This is a genomic window from Pseudomonas alkylphenolica (genome assembly GCF_004025535.1).
GTDB classification, from domain to species: domain Bacteria; phylum Pseudomonadota; class Gammaproteobacteria; order Pseudomonadales; family Pseudomonadaceae; genus Aquipseudomonas; species Aquipseudomonas alkylphenolica_A.
The window spans coordinates 167683-183104 of sequence record NZ_QJRG01000034.1 but is presented as its reverse complement, the minus strand read 5'-3'; the positions used below and the strand labels follow the sequence as shown (position 1 = coordinate 183104).

17 protein-coding genes are annotated in these 15422 nt (G+C 61.0%); 5 read left to right on the top strand and 12 right to left on the bottom strand.

The window, feature by feature from the left end:
• The 8 genes from DM813_RS04860 to DM813_RS04825 form a co-directional block, all read right to left on the bottom strand.
• Positions 1-828 carry an IclR family transcriptional regulator gene (locus DM813_RS04860; protein ID WP_128322295.1) on the bottom strand — a complete coding sequence of 276 codons (828 nt, stop codon included), beginning with the start codon at positions 826-828 and terminating at the stop codon, positions 1-3.
• A complete protein-coding gene (locus DM813_RS04855) occupies positions 825-1694 on the bottom strand; it encodes an alpha/beta fold hydrolase (protein WP_128322294.1) in 870 nt (289 codons plus the stop codon). The genes DM813_RS04860 and DM813_RS04855 overlap by 4 nt, the downstream gene beginning before the upstream one ends.
• A 4-nt stretch (positions 1695-1698) precedes the next feature.
• The gene (locus DM813_RS04850) at positions 1699-2238 is read right to left on the bottom strand and encodes a cupin domain-containing protein (protein WP_128322293.1); all 540 of its coding nucleotides are present in this window, start codon (positions 2236-2238) and stop codon (positions 1699-1701) included.
• Between the two features lie 14 nt (positions 2239-2252).
• Positions 2253-3017 carry an SDR family oxidoreductase gene (locus DM813_RS04845; RefSeq protein ID WP_128322899.1) on the bottom strand — a complete coding sequence of 255 codons (765 nt, stop codon included), beginning with the start codon at positions 3015-3017 and terminating at the stop codon, positions 2253-2255.
• Entirely contained in the window at positions 3017-3793 is a 777-nt protein-coding gene (locus tag DM813_RS04840; protein ID WP_128322292.1) for an ABC transporter permease, read from the bottom strand. The genes DM813_RS04845 and DM813_RS04840 overlap by 1 nt, the downstream gene beginning before the upstream one ends.
• A gap of 29 nt (positions 3794-3822) precedes the next feature.
• On the bottom strand, positions 3823-4821 hold the full coding sequence (locus DM813_RS04835; protein ID WP_128322291.1) for an ABC transporter substrate-binding protein: 999 nt from the start codon (positions 4819-4821) through the stop codon (positions 3823-3825).
• Positions 4822-4859: 38 nt separating this feature from the next.
• Positions 4860-5696: an ABC transporter ATP-binding protein gene (locus DM813_RS04830; protein WP_232239831.1), complete on the bottom strand. Its 837-nt coding sequence runs from the start codon at positions 5694-5696 to the stop codon at positions 4860-4862.
• Positions 5697-6015: 319 nt separating this feature from the next.
• Entirely contained in the window at positions 6016-6918 is a 903-nt protein-coding gene (locus tag DM813_RS04825; RefSeq protein ID WP_128322289.1) for a DMT family transporter, read from the bottom strand.
• 184 nt (positions 6919-7102) lie between these two features.
• Between DM813_RS04825 and aceK the strand changes: the two genes are divergently transcribed.
• Complete coding sequence (gene aceK, locus DM813_RS04820; RefSeq protein ID WP_128322288.1) at positions 7103-8824, top strand: bifunctional isocitrate dehydrogenase kinase/phosphatase; 1722 nt, start codon at positions 7103-7105, stop codon at positions 8822-8824.
• Between the two features lie 18 nt (positions 8825-8842).
• On the opposite strand, the gene DM813_RS04815 is transcribed toward aceK, so the two are convergent.
• The gene (locus DM813_RS04815; RefSeq protein ID WP_128322287.1) at positions 8843-9712 is read right to left on the bottom strand and encodes a DUF6279 family lipoprotein; all 870 of its coding nucleotides are present in this window, start codon (positions 9710-9712) and stop codon (positions 8843-8845) included.
• 145 nt (positions 9713-9857) lie between these two features.
• On the opposite strand from DM813_RS04815, the gene DM813_RS04810 reads away from it, so the two are divergent.
• Entirely contained in the window at positions 9858-10694 is an 837-nt protein-coding gene (locus tag DM813_RS04810; RefSeq protein ID WP_128322286.1) for a CvfB family protein, read from the top strand.
• Here DM813_RS04810 and DM813_RS04805 read toward each other — a convergent pair whose 3' ends face one another.
• On the bottom strand, positions 10695-11078 hold the full coding sequence (locus tag DM813_RS04805) for a hypothetical protein (protein WP_128322285.1): 384 nt from the start codon (positions 11076-11078) through the stop codon (positions 10695-10697).
• A gap of 132 nt (positions 11079-11210) precedes the next feature.
• The gene (locus DM813_RS04800; protein ID WP_128322284.1) at positions 11211-12719 is read right to left on the bottom strand and encodes a right-handed parallel beta-helix repeat-containing protein; all 1509 of its coding nucleotides are present in this window, start codon (positions 12717-12719) and stop codon (positions 11211-11213) included.
• A 234-nt stretch (positions 12720-12953) separates the two neighbouring features.
• Here DM813_RS04800 and DM813_RS04795 point away from each other — a divergent pair, with 234 nt between their 5' ends.
• The 3 genes from DM813_RS04795 to def all read left to right on the top strand — a co-directional run bounded on the left by DM813_RS04795 (position 12954) and on the right by def (position 14802).
• Positions 12954-13133: a CsbD family protein gene (locus tag DM813_RS04795; RefSeq protein WP_128322283.1), complete on the top strand. Its 180-nt coding sequence runs from the start codon at positions 12954-12956 to the stop codon at positions 13131-13133.
• A 153-nt stretch (positions 13134-13286) separates the two neighbouring features.
• Positions 13287-14273: a YihY/virulence factor BrkB family protein gene (locus tag DM813_RS04790; RefSeq protein ID WP_128322282.1), complete on the top strand. Its 987-nt coding sequence runs from the start codon at positions 13287-13289 to the stop codon at positions 14271-14273.
• Positions 14263-14802, top strand: a complete 540-nt coding sequence (def, locus tag DM813_RS04785) for a peptide deformylase (protein WP_128322281.1) — start codon at positions 14263-14265, stop codon at positions 14800-14802. Before DM813_RS04790 ends, def begins: the two co-directional genes overlap by 11 nt.
• Here def and DM813_RS04780 read toward each other — a convergent pair.
• The gene (locus tag DM813_RS04780; RefSeq protein WP_241653136.1) at positions 14754-15206 is read right to left on the bottom strand and encodes a GNAT family N-acetyltransferase; all 453 of its coding nucleotides are present in this window, start codon (positions 15204-15206) and stop codon (positions 14754-14756) included. The genes def and DM813_RS04780 overlap by 49 nt on opposite strands.
• Positions 15207-15422: the final 216 nt, after the last annotated feature.

The following is a 15422-nucleotide window of genomic DNA, read 5'->3' as shown; positions in this document are numbered from 1 at the left end:
TCAATCCCTCATCAAGGCCGTTACGCGGCCGGAGCCGGCGTTCGGTGTGTAGTTGAGCAGGCGTGACAGCTCGTCGGCGCTACCGCGGACATGGCCGAGCAAACCGTCGAAATTGATGTGGCCCACTTGCGCCGTGGGAATGGTCACGCCCATGGCGGCAACCACCCGGCCACTGTGGTCGCGCACCGGGGCGGCGATGGTCGAGATCGACGACTCGAAGAACCCTTCGCCGCTGACATAGCCGCGCTGACGGTCGCTCTGGACCAGGTCGAACAGCTCCAGCACGGTTTTTGGCGTGCACGGTGAGTGCTGCTCCAGGTGTTCTTCCGGGTACAGGTCGCGCAGTTCGGCCAGGCTCAGGTCCTCGAGGAGGATGCGCCCGAGCACGGTGGCGTGCGCCGGCAGGCGGGTACCGACGTTGACCGCGCTGGAGAACACCGACGGCGGCGAGACCTTGGCCACGTAGACAATTGAACGCCCGTCACGCACCACCAGGTTGCTCGGGTAGTTGAGGTGATCACACAGCCGCGCCAGCAGCGGCTGACCCAGTTCGGTGAGCTCCAGCGAAGCGAGGTATTCAAAGCCCAGGCGCAGCACCGACATGCCCAGGCGGTATTCGTTGCCGCTGCGAGTGACGAAGCCCATGGTTTCCAGGGTGGTCAGCAGGCGGAAAATGGTCGAGCGCGGCAGCTCCAGGCGCCGCGCCAGCTCCGGTGCGGTCAGGGTGCGGTTCTGCCGGCTGAACTCGCAGAGCAGCAGCAGGCCGCGCTCAAGGCCGGGGACGATGTACTTGTCCTGGTTGTCTTTCAACAGATCCGAATCATTCATAGCGCAGTACCTGTCAGTGAGGCGTCGAGGGTCTGGGCAAGCAGGGTTGCCACGGCCTCGGGTTGTTCGATCGGGCTGGCATGACCAGCCCCGGCAATCAGTTCAAAGGGTGCGCCGAGGCGGTCGGCCAGGGCCTGGCAATCCAGCGGCGGGGTGATGCTGTCGGCAGCGCCGCAAAACACCTGGCAAGGCATGCCAAGGTCGGCGTAGCGCAGCAGATCGTCGCCGCACAGCAGCTCGATGGCCTGGCGATAGCCCTGGGGAACCAGGCGTGCCATGTTCCATTGCACCCAGGCGCGGGCCTCGGCGCTGGCCGCCGCCGAGAGCATGTGTGCGCTGCGCTGGCTGGCTATGTTGGCGATGCCCAGTTGCTCCAGTGCCTGCAGGCGTTTGCTGCGTACTTCAGCGGCCTGTGCAGCGCGGGCCGGGTCGCCATAACCGCGGGCCGGGCTGAGCAGCACCAGGCGGCTGAGCCGTTGTGCGGCACTGCTGGCCAGTGCTGCCGCCGTCAGGGCACCGAGCGAGTGGCCAACCAGCACACAACGCTCGATCTGCAGTGCATCGAGCAACTGCAGCAAACGACGGGCATAGTCCATGGCCTTGGGCGCTGGCATGGGCAACGGGCTGGACTGGCCATAACCCGGCGCATCCCAGGCAATCACCCGCGCGCTGGCGCTCAGTTGCACGGCCACCTGCAACCAGGACGCCGCGCCCGAGCCAATGCCGTGCAGCAGCACGATGGCCGGGCCACAGCCTGCTTCGCGGATCGCCTGGGTGCTGCCCGGCAGCTGCACCAGGCGCAGCGCGAAGGCCTGCTCAAGTTGCGCTTGCAGGGCGAGGGTCGTGTTGTCGGTGGCGTGCAACATGGCCTTACCCGCGCTTGATCGAGGCCAGCGGGTGCGCTGGCGGGTACGTTGGAGTGACTGGCTTTTTCGCGCCGAGCATCACGCACATCAGCGCGTCTTCATCGCCGATGTTGATCTCTTCGCGGTACACGCCTGGCGGTACGGAAATCAGGTCGCGGTCGGTGAGCACGGTTTCGAAGCGCTCGCCGTCTTTCTCGATGATCACCTTGAGCTTGCCGCGCAGCACGAAGAACACTTCCTCGACGTCGGTGTGAATGTGCGGCGGACCTTCATGGCCGGCCGGAATCACCATGGTCGAGAAGGTGAAGTTTTCCGAAGGAATGGTGTTCATGTCACTGTTGACCCCGGTGCCGCCGGTGCCGACGTAACGCATTTGTGCACGGCGGAACTTGGGGTCGTAGTCGGCCTGGAACTTCAGCGCGTCCCAGTCGTACTTGCGGGTTTGGTAACGGGCGATGCGGGTTTGCATCCAGCCTGCCAGGTCCGAACCTGCCGGTTGCTCCCAGGTCTTCGGTGCGTCGTTTTGTACGGAAAGGTCGGTCATGGTGTTCTCCTTGCTCAAGGCATGACGAACCCGCCGTTGACCGGCAGGGTTTGTCCAGTGATGAAACGCGACAGGTCGGACAGGGCGAACAGCACGGCGCCGCTGACGTCTTCGGGTAGTTGTGGGCGTTGAAGCGCCCGTTGTTCGGTGTACAGGCGGTGGCGTGCTTCAGGCACATAGGCCGTGGCTTCGACCAGCACCAGGCCGGGGGCGATGGCGTTGACGGTGATGTTGTCGCCGCCCAGTTCGCGGGCCAGGCTGCGGGTCATGGCGATGATCGCGCCCTTGCTGGCGACGTAGGCGAGCAGGTTCGGTGCGCCCCACAGCGGGGTGTCGGAGGCCAGGTTGATCACCGCCCCCTTGCCGCTGGCACGCAGGGCCGGCAGGCAGGCGCGGGTCATCAGCCAGGTGCCGCGGACGTTGACCTGCATGACCTGGTCCCAGGTGTCGATGTCCAGTTGCTCGCAGGTCTTGCCGCCGGAGTTGGTGATCGAGGCGTTGTTGACCAGGCCATCCAGGCCACCGAGCACGGCGACCGCGTCGGCCACGCAGGCGGTGATCGAATCGGGGCTGCCCAGGTCGACAGTCACGCCGGTGACTTGCAGGCCTTGCTCGCGCAGTTCACAGGCTGCTTGCTGCACACGCTCGGCCAGAATGTCGGCGATCACCACCCGGGCGCCGGCCTGGCCGATGGCCTGGGCAAAGGCGTAACCCAGGCCGCGGGCGCCACCGGTGACCAGCACGCGGCGGCCTTCGAGCAGGTTCTTGAATGCGCTCATCATTGGGTACTCAGCATGGCTTTAGGCAGGTAGTGCAGAACCCGTTTTTCCGCCCAGACAACCGCACCGTAGGCCAGCACGCCGATCAGGGTGAGCATGACGATGGCGACGAAGACCCCGGCGGTGTTGCCCTGGCCTTCGGCATCGACGAGCAGGAAGCCCAGGCCCTGGTTGCCGCCGACCAGCTCACCGACGGTGACGCCGATCACTGCCAGGGTCGAAGCAATACGCAGGCCGGAGAACAGTGCGGCCATGGCCGAGGGGAACTCCACCAGGCGGAAGATCTGCCAGCGGCTGGCGTTCATGGTGCGCACCAGGTTGATCATGTCCGGGTCCACGGTGCGGATCGCCGAGAGCACGTTGATCATCACCGGGAAGAACACGATGAGGATGGCGATGAGGATCTTCGGGTAGATGGTGTAGCCCAGCCACATCACGAACAGCGGTGCGAAGGCGACTTTCGGCGCGATCTGCAGGGCCAGGATGTACGGCGAAAGCATGGCTTCGGCCGAGGGCGACAGGCCCAGCGATACGCCGATGGCGACGCCGAGCAGGGCGCCCAGGCCAAAACCGACGATGATCTCGAAGGCGGTGATCAGGGTGTGTTGCAGCAGGCTGCTGGATTGCCACATGACCACGCTTTCCTGCGCCACGCGGCTCAGTTGCGGCATGACGAATTCAGGCATGCCTAGCAGGCCGGGGCCCCATTGCCAGAGCAACAGGAACAGGAACAGCAGGGCAACGCTGCCGAGCACGGAGGTGTTGAGGTTTCTCATCGGGCTAATACCTTGTTATGCATCCAGGCTTATTGCGCAGCCGTGGTGGTTTCGATGAACTGGTTGCTGTAGAGCTCGTCGAGCTTGGGTTCCTTGGCGACGATGCCTTCGCTGACGTAGAACTTGCGTACCGCGTCGAGGCGCGCCGGGTCGATCTGGCCCAGTACGGTCTGGTTGGCGTAGACATGCTCGACGTACAGGCGGAAGGTTTTCTCCAGCGCCGCTTCCTTGCCGGCGTAGGCCGGTACAGCTTTGGCAAAGGTGACGGCGGCGCCCTTGGGGTCCTGGATGATGTCGCGCATCCCCTGCAGGGTGGCCTGGACCACGCCGCCGACGATTTGCGGTTGATGCTTGATGGCGTCGTCGGAGGCGAGGATCGCCTGGGCCATGCTTTCGAAAATCTCTGTCTGGGGGATCAGGTTGATTTTCAACCCGGCCTCTTCGGCGTTGACCACCCAGTCCGGCACGCCGGCCATGGCCTGGGCCTTGTTGGCCGAAAACAGTTGCCAGACGCCCGAAGGACCGGCGGCCTGGATGTCGACGTCGGTCTTGCTCAGGCCGGCTTTGCGCAGCGACGCGAGCAGGGCGTAGTAGGTGGTGTCGGAGTAGGACATCACGGTCAGGGTCTTGCCCTTGAGGTCCTTGATCGACTGGATGTTTTCCGCGGCATTGGTCGCCACCATCGTCACTCCACCGGCACCGAGTACCGCCACGGCGCGCACTGGAATGCCATTGGCACGGACCACGATCGGGGTGTCACCGATAGCACCGCCGAGCATGGCGTTGCCGGCGCCGATCTGCTTGGCGACATCGACGCCGCCCTTGGCGGCGATGAAGGTCAGGTCCAGGTCCCTGGCACTGTAGTAGCCCTTTTCCTTGGCAATGATCCACGGCGCGAAGGCCGGCGAGTTGGGCGGCGCGGGCAGCAGGTAGGTGACCTTGGTCGGTTCTGCCTGGGCGTTGAGCGCCAGGCCCAGGCCCAGGGCGATGACCGAAGTCTGCGCCAGGCGTTGCAGGGACTTGAACATGCGTACTCCTGAATCGGTTGATGGCCGTGAGGCGTTGATCAATGCAGTTCGGTGTCTTCGCCGACTTTCAGCAGTTCCATCAGGCGTCCGGCCAGCGGGCCGATTTCCGGCAGCTTGCGGCGCTCCAGCGGGTTATCGCGAAACGGCAGGTCGACAGTGATTTCTTCGATGATGGTGCCGGGGCGGGCGCTCATGACCAGCAGGCGGTCGGACATGGCAATCGCTTCGACCAGGTCGTGGGTGATGAACAGCGCGGTTTTCTTTTCTTCGAACAGCATCCGCGCCAGGTCCTGTTGCAGGATCATCTTGGTTTGCGCATCGAGGGCCGAGAACGGCTCGTCGAGAAACAGTACCTGCGGATCGATCGCCAGGGTCCGGGCCAGGGCCGCCCGCTGGCGCATGCCACCCGACAGCTGGAACGGGTAGTGGTCGGCAAAGCCTTGCAGGTGGCAGCGGTTGAGCAGATCTTCGGCAATCGGCTGGCGCTTGGCGGCGGGCATGCCCTGGATCTCCAGGCCCAGCTCAACGTTGCGGCGAATGCTGCGCCAGGGCATCAGCAGGTCCTTCTGCAGCATGAAGGCGACCTTGCGCACCGGGCCGACTACTGCTTCACCGCCGACGAAGACTTCGCCTTCACTGGGCCGGTAGAGACCGGAGCCCATGTTGAGGATGGTGCTCTTGCCGCAACCGGAAGGGCCGATGATCGACACCACCTCACCGCGACGAATCTTGAAGTTCACCTCGCGAATGGCAAAGGGGGCCTCGGACTTGCCCTTGGCCGGGAAGCATTTGCCGACATTTCGAAACTCGATTTCGGTCGGCTCCAGGTCTTCCCTGGAGTGTGGGGTATTCCATTGAGGGGCGATTGCGTACATCTCTTTCACAGCCATTGGGGAAGCTCTCTGGTCTGTTTTATAGGTGATACGCGGTTTAGTGCATGAACAATGCCAAATGTTTAAAGGCACTGTTTTATTTGAAAAATGCTTATTTATTAATGAGTTACTGGATTAAGGTGAAAACCGTTATGTTTTATATATGAAACAAGGTTTTCTATATGGCACGAATTTGCACAACAACTGCGCGTTGCAATTGCTGGTGCAAGGAAAAGGGGCTTTTTTCGGTAACGGAAGTGAAGCGCTGGTTTCATAGGTGAAACCAGAGCGCGACCGCAACGCGGTCGCTAGAGGGAAACAGTCAAGCGCGAACCGGTTTGCCATCCGCAGCGGGCTTGAGCACCAGCCACAACGCCACTGCGATCAACAGCCCGCCATACAGGTGCGCCATCGACAGCGGCTCGTCCAGCAGCCAGGCGCCCCAGAGCACGCCGAAGGCGGGGATCATGAAGGTCACGGTGCTGGCCTTGACCGGGCCGATCTCGCTGAGCAGGCGGAAGTACAGAATGTAGGCAAACGCGGTGCACACCAGGCCCAGGCCCAGCAGCGACAGCCACACCTCCCAGCCACCCCAGCTGGCCGGCGGTTGCGTGAGCACGCTGTAGCCGAACAGCGGTAACAGCAGCAAGGTCGCGCCCATCATGCTGCCCAGCGCCGACAGGCGGCTGTCGAGGCCGCCTTGCTGGTCGAGCCAGCGCCGCGCAAGAAAGCCGGCAAAGCCGTAACAGGTGGTCGCCGCCAGGCACGACAGGGCGCCTTGCAGCAACTGCAGGTCAAACGCTACCGGCCCCGCACCGCTGAGAATGCCGACCCCGAACAGGCCGAGGAAAATGCCGCAAAGCTTGCTCGCGGTCATCGGCTCGCGGAAGAACAGCACGCCGATCAACACCCCCATCAGCGGTGTGGTGGCGTTGAAGATTGCCGAGTAACCGGCCGGCAGCACCTGAGCCGCGACCGAGTACAGGGTGGCAGGTATCCCCGAGTTGATCATGCCCAGCACCAGGCAGGCCTTGAGCTTGCCGTTGAAGTTCCAGCGCACCCGCAGCAGGGCCAGAATCACCAGCAGGCCAAGGCAGGCAATCGACACCCGGAAGAAGGCTGTGGGCAGCGTGCCGAGCACCGGGGCGATAATGCGCATGAACAGAAAGCTCGCCCCCCAGACGGCAGCAAGCACTAACAGGCGGGTGATGGCGATGGGGCTCATTGGGATCTCCGGGTCCTTTGGACAGGGGCGCGAGTTTACGCTGAACCTGCCGGCGGCTCGCTCCCTTTCTTGCGCTGGAATTCCCGGACAGTGAGTTTGGCCGATACACCCGCACCACCAGGCTTTCGCTGCCTGCGGCGACTGGCTAAGCTCAGGCTTCGACATTCCCGCAGAGGTCTGATGTATGCCCCAGCACTGGCCGGCCGCCGCTATCGCCCGGATGATCCTCGATGGCTTCGACGATTACCGTGAGCATTTTCGCCAGATCACCATAGGCGCCCGCGCCCGCTTCGAGCAGGCTCAGTGGCAGCAGATCCAGAGTGCATCGGCGGCACGCATCAACCTTTATGAAGAAAAGGTCAGCGAGGTCAGTGCCTGGTTGCATCAGGCGTTCGAGGCTGAGGTATTGCTGGAGGTGGCGCAGTGGCCATTGGTCAAGAGTGCGTACATCGGGCTGATTGACCCGCGCCTGGACGATGAACTCTCGGAGACCTGGTACAACTCCATTTTCTGCAGCCTGTTCAGCCACGACCTGATCAGTGACGGCTGCATGTTCATCCATACCACCCGGCCCTCGCTGCGTAGCCACGAGCGCGCAGCGCAGACGCGCACCTACCGGCCACAGGGCGGCCTGGCCAGCGTGCTGGCGCAAGTGTTCGCCGATTATTGCTTCGACGTGGCCTACGGCGACCTTGAAGGGGACCTGGCCAGGCTTGAAGGGCAACTGCGCGAGAACCTGCCGGACTGGGTGTGCAAGGACCCGGCACTGGCCGTGGAGCTGTTTACTCCGGTGTTGTACCGCAACAAAGGCGCCTACCTGGTCGGTCGCCTGTACACCCAGGATGAGCAGTGGCCACTGGTAATTCCCTTGCTGCACCGGGAAGGCCACGGCATCGAGATCGACGCGCTGATCACCGACGAAGCCGAGGTGTCGATCATCTTTTCCTTTACCCGTTCCTATTTCATGGTCGATGTGCCGGTGCCGGCCGACTTCGTCAGCTTTCTCAAGCGCATTCTGCCGGGCAAGCATATTGCCGAGTTGTACACCTCGATCGGCTTCTACAAACACGGCAAATCCGAGTTCTATCGCGCACTGATCAACCACCTGGCCAGCACCGACGACCGCTTCATCATGGCGCCCGGTGTACGCGGCATGGTCATGAGCGTGTTTACCCTGCCGGGCTTCAACACCGTGTTCAAGATCATCAAGGACCGTTTCTCGCCGTCAAAGAGCGTCGACCGGGCTACGGTTATCGAAAAGTACCGCCTGGTGAAAAGTGTCGACCGGGTCGGGCGCATGGCCGATACCCAGGAGTTTTCCGACTTTCGCTTTCCTTTAAGCAAGTTCGAGCCCGAGTGCCTGGCCGAACTGCTGGAAGTAGCACCGTCGACGGTGCAGGTAGAAGGCGACACTGTGCTGGTGCGCCACTGCTGGACCGAGCGGCGGATGACCCCGCTCAACCTGTACCTGGAGCACGCCAACGACGCCCAGGTGCGCGAAGCTCTGGAAGACTATGGTCTGGCCATCAAGCAATTGGCAGCGGCAAACATCTTTCCCGGTGACATGCTGCTGAAGAACTTTGGCGTCACCCGCCACGGTCGGGTGGTGTTTTATGACTACGACGAGATCTGCTTTCTCACCGAGGTCAACTTCCGCTATATCCCGCCCCCTCGGTACCCCGAGGATGAAATGTCCGGCGAGCCCTGGTATTCGATCGGCCCGCACGATGTGTTCCCGGAAGAGTTCCCGCCGTTCCTGTTTGCGGATATCGGCCAGCGCCATCTGTTCAGCCAGTTGCATGGCGAACTCTACGATGCCGATTACTGGAAGGGCCTGCAGGAGGCGATCAGGGGAGGCAAGGTCATCGACGTGTTCCCCTACCGGCGCAAGGCGCGGGAGTGCTGACCCTGGCTGGCGCGCCACCTAGCCTTTAAGGCATTTGAGCTCGCTGAGGTCCTTGCGTACCTGGGTCAGTTTCTGGTCAAGGTGCTGGCGCTGTTGCGTGCTGCTCTGGGCCATCAGGTCGACCAGCAGCTTGCGGGCCTGCTGTTCGGTGCGCTGATAGGCCTGGCGGTACTCCGGTGTCCACAGGCTTTCACGGTTTTTCAGTAACTGTTTCAGGCGTGGTTCGAAGGTATCGCGGGTGCGCTGGTCCATGGCCGCACTGAGGTGCGCCTGCCAGTTCGCGCGGTTGGCAATCCACAGACGGTTCTGCTCGCCCAGCCCTTGCGACCAGGCCTGGATGCGCGATTGCTGTTGTGCGCTAAGCTCACCCAGCCAAGGGGTCAGGCGTTTCTCCATGCGCGCTGCACGGGCTTCGATCTGCTCGGCCAGGGGTGTTTTCACAAATCGGGCCTGGCGCTTGCTGATGTCGCTGGCAAAGGCTTCACGCATTTCACGCACCTGTTCATCGTCCATCCCGCGCAACAACTGCGCGGCGGAGGGGGTGATCTGCTCGGCCACCTGGGCGATGGCCTGCTTGGCCTCCTGGGTGCGCAACTGCAGTTGTTGATCGGTGACCTGATCGTTGGTGACCATCTGGCGGACGTCATCGATCCAGTTCAGGTATTCCGGCAGTTGGGTGCGGCAATGCCAGGCAAGTTGCTGTTTGAGCTGTTGGTTGAGCCAGGTCTTTTGCTGGCGGTTCATGCTCAGGTAGTCATTCAATGACCAGGGCACCAGCACATCGAGGTTGCGGTAAGCCAGGTCAATACGGTTGCACGCCACGACCAGCAAGGGGGCAACGACGACAAGCAGGAAGGGGCGCAGGTACTTGCACAGGCTGGCGTACATGGGCAGATCCTTGCAAAGGCTTGCTTGAATTTATAGATCAGCCTGGGGCATTGCGGTTCATTTTGCCGATGAGCCGCCTACGGCGACCGGGCGGGCGACCCGGTTCGGGTGTAGAATGCGGCCCTCGCTTTGAGGATTTCCGGAAATGGCTTTAGTTGGGCGTTACAACAGTTTGCAAATCGTGAAACACACGGACTTCGGCCTGTACCTGGACGGCGGCGCGGATGGCGAAATCCTCCTGCCCAACCGTTACATCCCCAAGGACACGCCCACGGAGGTCGAAGACTGGCTGAACGTCTTCGTCTACCTGGACAGCGAAGACAAGCTGATCGCGACCACCGAAAAGACCAAATTGCAGGTGGGTGAGTTCGCCAGCCTCAAGGTCAAGGAAATCAACAGCATCGGCATCTTCCTCGACTGGGGCCTGCCCAAGGACCTGCTGATGCCGTACTCCGAAGAAAAGCGCCAGATGCGCCAGGGCGAGTACTGCGTGGTGCACGCCTACCTGGACAAGCGTACCCGCCGGATTACTGCGACGGCACGCCTGGACCGCTACCTGGACAAGGTGCCGGCCAATTACACCGTGGGTCAGGAAGTGGACCTGCTGGTGGTCGAAGAAACCCCGATGGGCTTCAAGGCCATCATCAACAACAAGCACTGGGGCCTGATCCACAAAAACGAAGTGTTCAAGTTCCTGCGTTCGGGCAAGCAGGAGAAGGGCTATATCAAGGAGCTGCGCAGCGATGGCAAGATCGCCCTGAGCCTGCAGCCGATCGGTCAGGCCCTGGCCAGTACCCTGAATGACAAGATCCTGAGCAAGCTCAAGGATGCCAATGGCATGTTGCCGGTCAGCGACAAGAGCGACCCGCAACTGATCAGCGACCTGTTCGGGGTCAGCAAGGGCAACTTCAAGAAAGCCATCGGCGCCTTGTACAAGGATGGCCGCATCGTCATCCACGCTGACCGCATCGAACTGGTCTGATCAGGCCTGCACAAAGGTGGCGAAACTCAGGTTTTCGCCACCTGGGCGCAAGTCCTGCAGCAGCGAGTCGCGGTCGGCGCTCAACGCCAGGCTGATGGTCGAGCGACGCTTGCCCGGGTGACGCACTTCCATTTTCTCCAGGTGGGCCTTGAGAAAGTTGACCGGTACCTTCAGGTGCTGCAGCTCGTCGGTGTCAGGCGTGTGCAACAGCAGGTTGACCCAGTCGGCCGCCCCTTTGCGCAGTACCAGCTTCACCGGCACATCGAACCACCACAGGCTGCGCTTGTTGTCGAGCACGGCAAACAGGGTGTTGTCGCTGGAGAGCACCGGTTTATCCAGCTCCAGGTTGCGACGGGCGATGGCGGCGGGTTTGTCGAGTTTCATGCAGGTTCCTACGGGTGACGCTTGAAAGGTCGACTATTGTGCTGGCAATGCGGACAAACATAAAGCGGCGAGCAGCGGATCGGCGTTTTCCGTGCCCCGAACAGCTTGCATGCGGTCCGGAGCACTGCAGGGTCAGCGGCTGGCGTTGGCGGCGTGTGCTGCAATGGGGTGACTGAGCGGCGATGTTGCGCCGTCTGCGCGTGTCACTGTCGCGGTCAGTGAGCCGAAGGCACGGCCTGGCTCGAGAGGGTAGTCGAATTGACCCTGACCGTTTGCATCGGTCGTTACCATGACTTCGCCCATGTACTCCTGCGCTTCCTTATCGGTCGCCCTTGGGTTGGCGAAAACCTCCACACGCAACAGGCTGTGAGGCTCGCTGCGCACCGTACCGCTGACATGTTTGCCCTTGAGTGCAGTCAATTGCGGCGCGGGCTGGTTGTGGTTGGGTATTGGCTGGCAGCCGGTTGCCTGCACCTTGTCGGCGCAGATGATTGCCCGGTTTTTCCCTGATTGATCGACACCAATCCCGCGTGAACCTTCATACAGAGCATGTTCTATGGCGGGCACGCCGAAAATGATCGCGCCGGTTGGCTGGTCGGCACGGCAAGCGCCACCGGCCTGGCAACGGCGAATATCCTGGCTGTTATTCCAGATGCGGTTGGCGCTCAGGCGGTTGCTGGTAGAGGTGGGCTCTGGACGCAGGGCGATGCCGATACGGTTGTCGTGGATCAGGTTGCCATCGAGGATGTTGCCGGCACCGCTGACGCTGACACCAATCGAGTTGCCGCTGAAGGTGTTGGCACCCAGGTAGTTGCGCTGCCCCCAGTTGATCTGCAAGCCGTCGGAGTAGTTCTCGAAACGGTTGCGCACCACACTGTTGTCGTTGCCCCAGAGTATCTCGATGCCTTGCGACGGCTCCGGGTTGGCGTCGGTCGAACGGAACAGGTTGTCGGCGACCAGGTTGAACGCTGCGCCACGGGTCAACTCCAGGCCGTCACCGTTATCGATCAACTGGTTGCGCAGCACTTTGTTGTTATTGGTGGTGGTGGTGGCCGTCGGGTTGCCCTGGCCGTCGTCGCCGGTAAGCATGATGCCGGCACCGCCTTTGTTGGCAATGATGCGGTTGTCCTGAATGACGTTGTTGCTGGCGCGGTTGACCAGGATGCCAATGCAGAAGTTGCGCACCTCCAGGCCCTGGATGCTGACCCCGTGCGTGTCGCGCAGCACCAGGCCCGGGCCGGTGGTGGTGCGTACGTTGGTGCCGAACTGGCCCGGCACTGCACCGGGGCAGGCTTTGGTGCCATCGCCGATGATATAGGCCGAGCCGTCGATGGCGATGAACTGGCCGGTGCGCGCCCAGGCGCTGCCTTCCAGAATTACCGGGCCCTGGATCGGCGGCAGGGGCGTAAGCGGCTTGATGACGTACGGGGCTTTGCCCACCGGGCGTATTTCGATCCGGAACTGACCGGGTTGTTCATTGTTGCGTTCGATCGCCCAGCGCAGGCTGCCGGGTTTCTGGTCATCGGCATAGCGGTCAACGACCAGTGTGGTTGGTGCGGTTGCCGGTGCGGCGGCAGTGGCGCTGAAGGGAAGGGCGTACAGGGGCAGCAGCAGGGCTGCGAACAAGGACTTGGCGTGCATCAGCAAAATCTTCCGCAATCGTCTGTTTTGTTGTTGTTGCGCAGGCCAGGTGCCTGTCGCACAGTGCCTGATTCTAAGGCAAGCCATTGTTATTCAACGGAGCAGGGGAACGAATCGGGGCGGTATTCGCCCGCTGATTGGCGGCGCAGAAAATAATTGAAACTCTGCTGACGGGGCAGGGGTCCACAGACTGTCGACTCAGACAGCTTGTTTTTCCCCTTCAGGAGAACTCCCATGAGCGGAACCAAAGATAAAGTCAAAGGCATGGCCAATGAAGCCGTTGGCAACATCAAGCAAGGCATCGGTAAAGTCACCGACAATGACCGCCTGCGCGCCGAGGGCAAAGCCCAGGAAATAAAGGGTGAAGCCCAGCAGGTGGCCGGGAAGGTCAAGGATGCGGTGAAAAAGCCCTGAATGCTTCAACTGCAATGACGCAACGGCCACGTGAGGTGGCCGTTGTGCTATCTGCGCTAAACAATGTCAAATTAGCGTCGATCGTCGTTTAGACTTGAACGTATCTATTAGTGAAGTGCCTGTCATGAATATCGAGCGGCGAAAGGAGACGCTATGATTTTTCCCGACCTGCGCGGCTTGCCGTTGCATCGCGTGCTGGTGCGCACCGTCAAGGAGTTCCTCGATGACGAAATGTCCACCTATGCCTCGGCAATGGCGTACCAGATGCTGTTTTCGCTGTTCCCGTTCCTGCTGTTTCTTATTGCCCTGATCGGTTTCCTGCACCTGCCAGACTTTTTCTCCTGGCTGCGCCTGCAGTCGGAACTGGTGTTGCCGCCCCAGGCGCTGGAGCAGGTCAACCCGGTTATCGACCAGTTGCAGCAGTCCAAGGGCGGGCTGCTTTCGGTGGGTATCGTCATCGCTCTATGGACGGCCTCGGCCGGTGTGCGGCTGATGATGAGCGCGATGAACGCGGCCTACGACGTGGTCGAGGGACGCCCGGTGTGGAAACGCATTCCACTGTCGATCATTTATACCGTGGGTATTGCCGGCATGCTCCTGGCCGCCGCTGCGTTGATGGTGCTGGGGCCGCAGGTGATGGAATGGATTGCCGCACAGATCGGCATGCAGGAGTTCATCGTCACCGTGTGGACGGTGTTGCGCTGGCCGTCGATCATTGTCTTGATGATGGTCGCGGTGGCCTTGATTTATTACGTGATGCCGGATGTAAAGCAGGAGTTTCGCTTTATTACCCCAGGTTCGGTGTTGGCAGTGGTGGTCTGGATTATTGCCTCGTTGGGGTTTGGTTATTACGTCAAGACGTTCTCAAACTATAATGCAATGTATGGCAGTATCGGTGCGATCATCATTCTGCTGTTGTATTTCTATATATCTGCCGCAGTGCTGTTATTGGGGGCGGAAATGAATGCAGTCATTGAGCATATGTCCGCCGAAGGTAAGAATCCCGGTGAAAAAGAAGTCGGCGAGCTGACTCACGAGCATGAAAAACAGCATGTTTCCGGGTTGGGGCGCGATCATTCGCTCGATCACCCGGAAACGCCCGAAGGTGAACCCTTGAGTCGAACCTCCCATGATTCGTGACATTCTGAAGATGGGCGATGAGCGCTTGCTGCGCATCGCCCCGCCAGTGCCGCAGCACCTGATCGGCAGCGACGAGCTGGAGCAACTGATTGCCGACATGTTCGAGACCATGCGCCATGTCGGCGGCGTTGGCCTGGCTGCGCCACAGATCGGTGTAGACCTGCAACTGGTGATATTCGGTTTTGAACGCAGTGACCGCTACCCGGATGCCGAACCTGTGCCGCAGACCATTCTCCTCAATCCACTGATTACGCCGTTGGGCACGGAAGTGGAAGACGGGTGGGAAGGTTGCCTGTCAGTACCGGGGCTACGCGGAGTGGTACCGCGTTACCGCAGTATTCGCTACGAGGGTGTCGACCCGCAGGGGCGGGTAATTGACCGCCTTGCCGAAGGCTTTCATGCCCGTGTGGTGCAGCATGAATGCGATCACCTGATCGGGCGGCTTTATCCTTCGCGTATTCATGACTTCAACAAGTTCGGTTACACCGACGTGTTGTTTCCCGGGCTCGAGGCCGGTAACGACGACTGAGCTCTGGCCATCGCCAACAGCGGTTTACTGCGCTGGTAGCGGGCCAGTCGTTCGGCCAATTCAGCTGGTAACTGTGTGCAGTTACTGAAACCCTGCTGTTGATAGAACACCTGTAAGTCGGGATGGCAAAACAGCCAGGTTGTGCCTTTGGCGAACTGCAGTGCTGTTTCGATCAATGCGCCTGCAATCTTTTGCCCTCTACGGTTTCTTGCCACCCATAACCCGGTCAGCCAATAGCCTCCCGGCACCGGGCTCAGGCTCAATCCCGCCACTATTTCTTCTGCGCGCGCCACCCAGAGTTGTCCTTCGGCAGGTGCGCGCATGGGTGAGCCCTGGCTTTTATAGAATTTATTCAGCAAGGGTTGCTCAAGGGCTGTCAGTGGCCCGTAGCGTAGGAGAATCATCGGTGTAGTCCTGCAGAGGCTCTGTTCCGGGCTTTTACACGCATGGGGCAGGGCTGTCGAGGGGTTGAAGGCGGATAGATTGTTGCAGTTTTGGTAACAGTGAATGTCCGGGGCAGGGATTTAACCGTTTGGGGCAACTTGTAAACTAGGTGTGTCCCAACAGAAAAGAAACAGTGGGACCGGTACTTCGTGTTATGTCTCATATCACTGATATAA

Coding starts and splice junctions, on each gene's coding strand:
- DM813_RS04860 (WP_128322295.1), bottom strand. CDS start 828: ATGAATGATTCGGATCTGTTGAAAGACAACCAGGACAAGTACATCGTC.
- DM813_RS04855 (WP_128322294.1), bottom strand. CDS start 1,694: ATGTTGCACGCCACCGACAACACGACCCTCGCCCTGCAAGCGCAACTT.
- DM813_RS04850 (WP_128322293.1), bottom strand. CDS start 2,238: ATGACCGACCTTTCCGTACAAAACGACGCACCGAAGACCTGGGAGCAA.
- DM813_RS04845 (WP_128322899.1), bottom strand. CDS start 3,017: ATGAGCGCATTCAAGAACCTGCTCGAAGGCCGCCGCGTGCTGGTCACC.
- DM813_RS04840 (WP_128322292.1), bottom strand. CDS start 3,793: ATGAGAAACCTCAACACCTCCGTGCTCGGCAGCGTTGCCCTGCTGTTC.
- DM813_RS04835 (WP_128322291.1), bottom strand. CDS start 4,821: ATGTTCAAGTCCCTGCAACGCCTGGCGCAGACTTCGGTCATCGCCCTG.
- DM813_RS04830 (WP_232239831.1), bottom strand. CDS start 5,696: ATGTACGCAATCGCCCCTCAATGGAATACCCCACACTCCAGGGAAGAC.
- DM813_RS04825 (WP_128322289.1), bottom strand. CDS start 6,918: ATGAGCCCCATCGCCATCACCCGCCTGTTAGTGCTTGCTGCCGTCTGG.
- aceK (WP_128322288.1), top strand. CDS start 7,103: ATGCCCCAGCACTGGCCGGCCGCCGCTATCGCCCGGATGATCCTCGAT.
- DM813_RS04815 (WP_128322287.1), bottom strand. CDS start 9,712: ATGTACGCCAGCCTGTGCAAGTACCTGCGCCCCTTCCTGCTTGTCGTC.
- DM813_RS04810 (WP_128322286.1), top strand. CDS start 9,858: ATGGCTTTAGTTGGGCGTTACAACAGTTTGCAAATCGTGAAACACACG.
- DM813_RS04805 (WP_128322285.1), bottom strand. CDS start 11,078: ATGAAACTCGACAAACCCGCCGCCATCGCCCGTCGCAACCTGGAGCTG.
- DM813_RS04800 (WP_128322284.1), bottom strand. CDS start 12,719: ATGCACGCCAAGTCCTTGTTCGCAGCCCTGCTGCTGCCCCTGTACGCC.
- DM813_RS04795 (WP_128322283.1), top strand. CDS start 12,954: ATGAGCGGAACCAAAGATAAAGTCAAAGGCATGGCCAATGAAGCCGTT.
- DM813_RS04790 (WP_128322282.1), top strand. CDS start 13,287: ATGATTTTTCCCGACCTGCGCGGCTTGCCGTTGCATCGCGTGCTGGTG.
- def (WP_128322281.1), top strand. CDS start 14,263: ATGATTCGTGACATTCTGAAGATGGGCGATGAGCGCTTGCTGCGCATC.
- DM813_RS04780 (WP_241653136.1), bottom strand. CDS start 15,206: ATGATTCTCCTACGCTACGGGCCACTGACAGCCCTTGAGCAACCCTTG.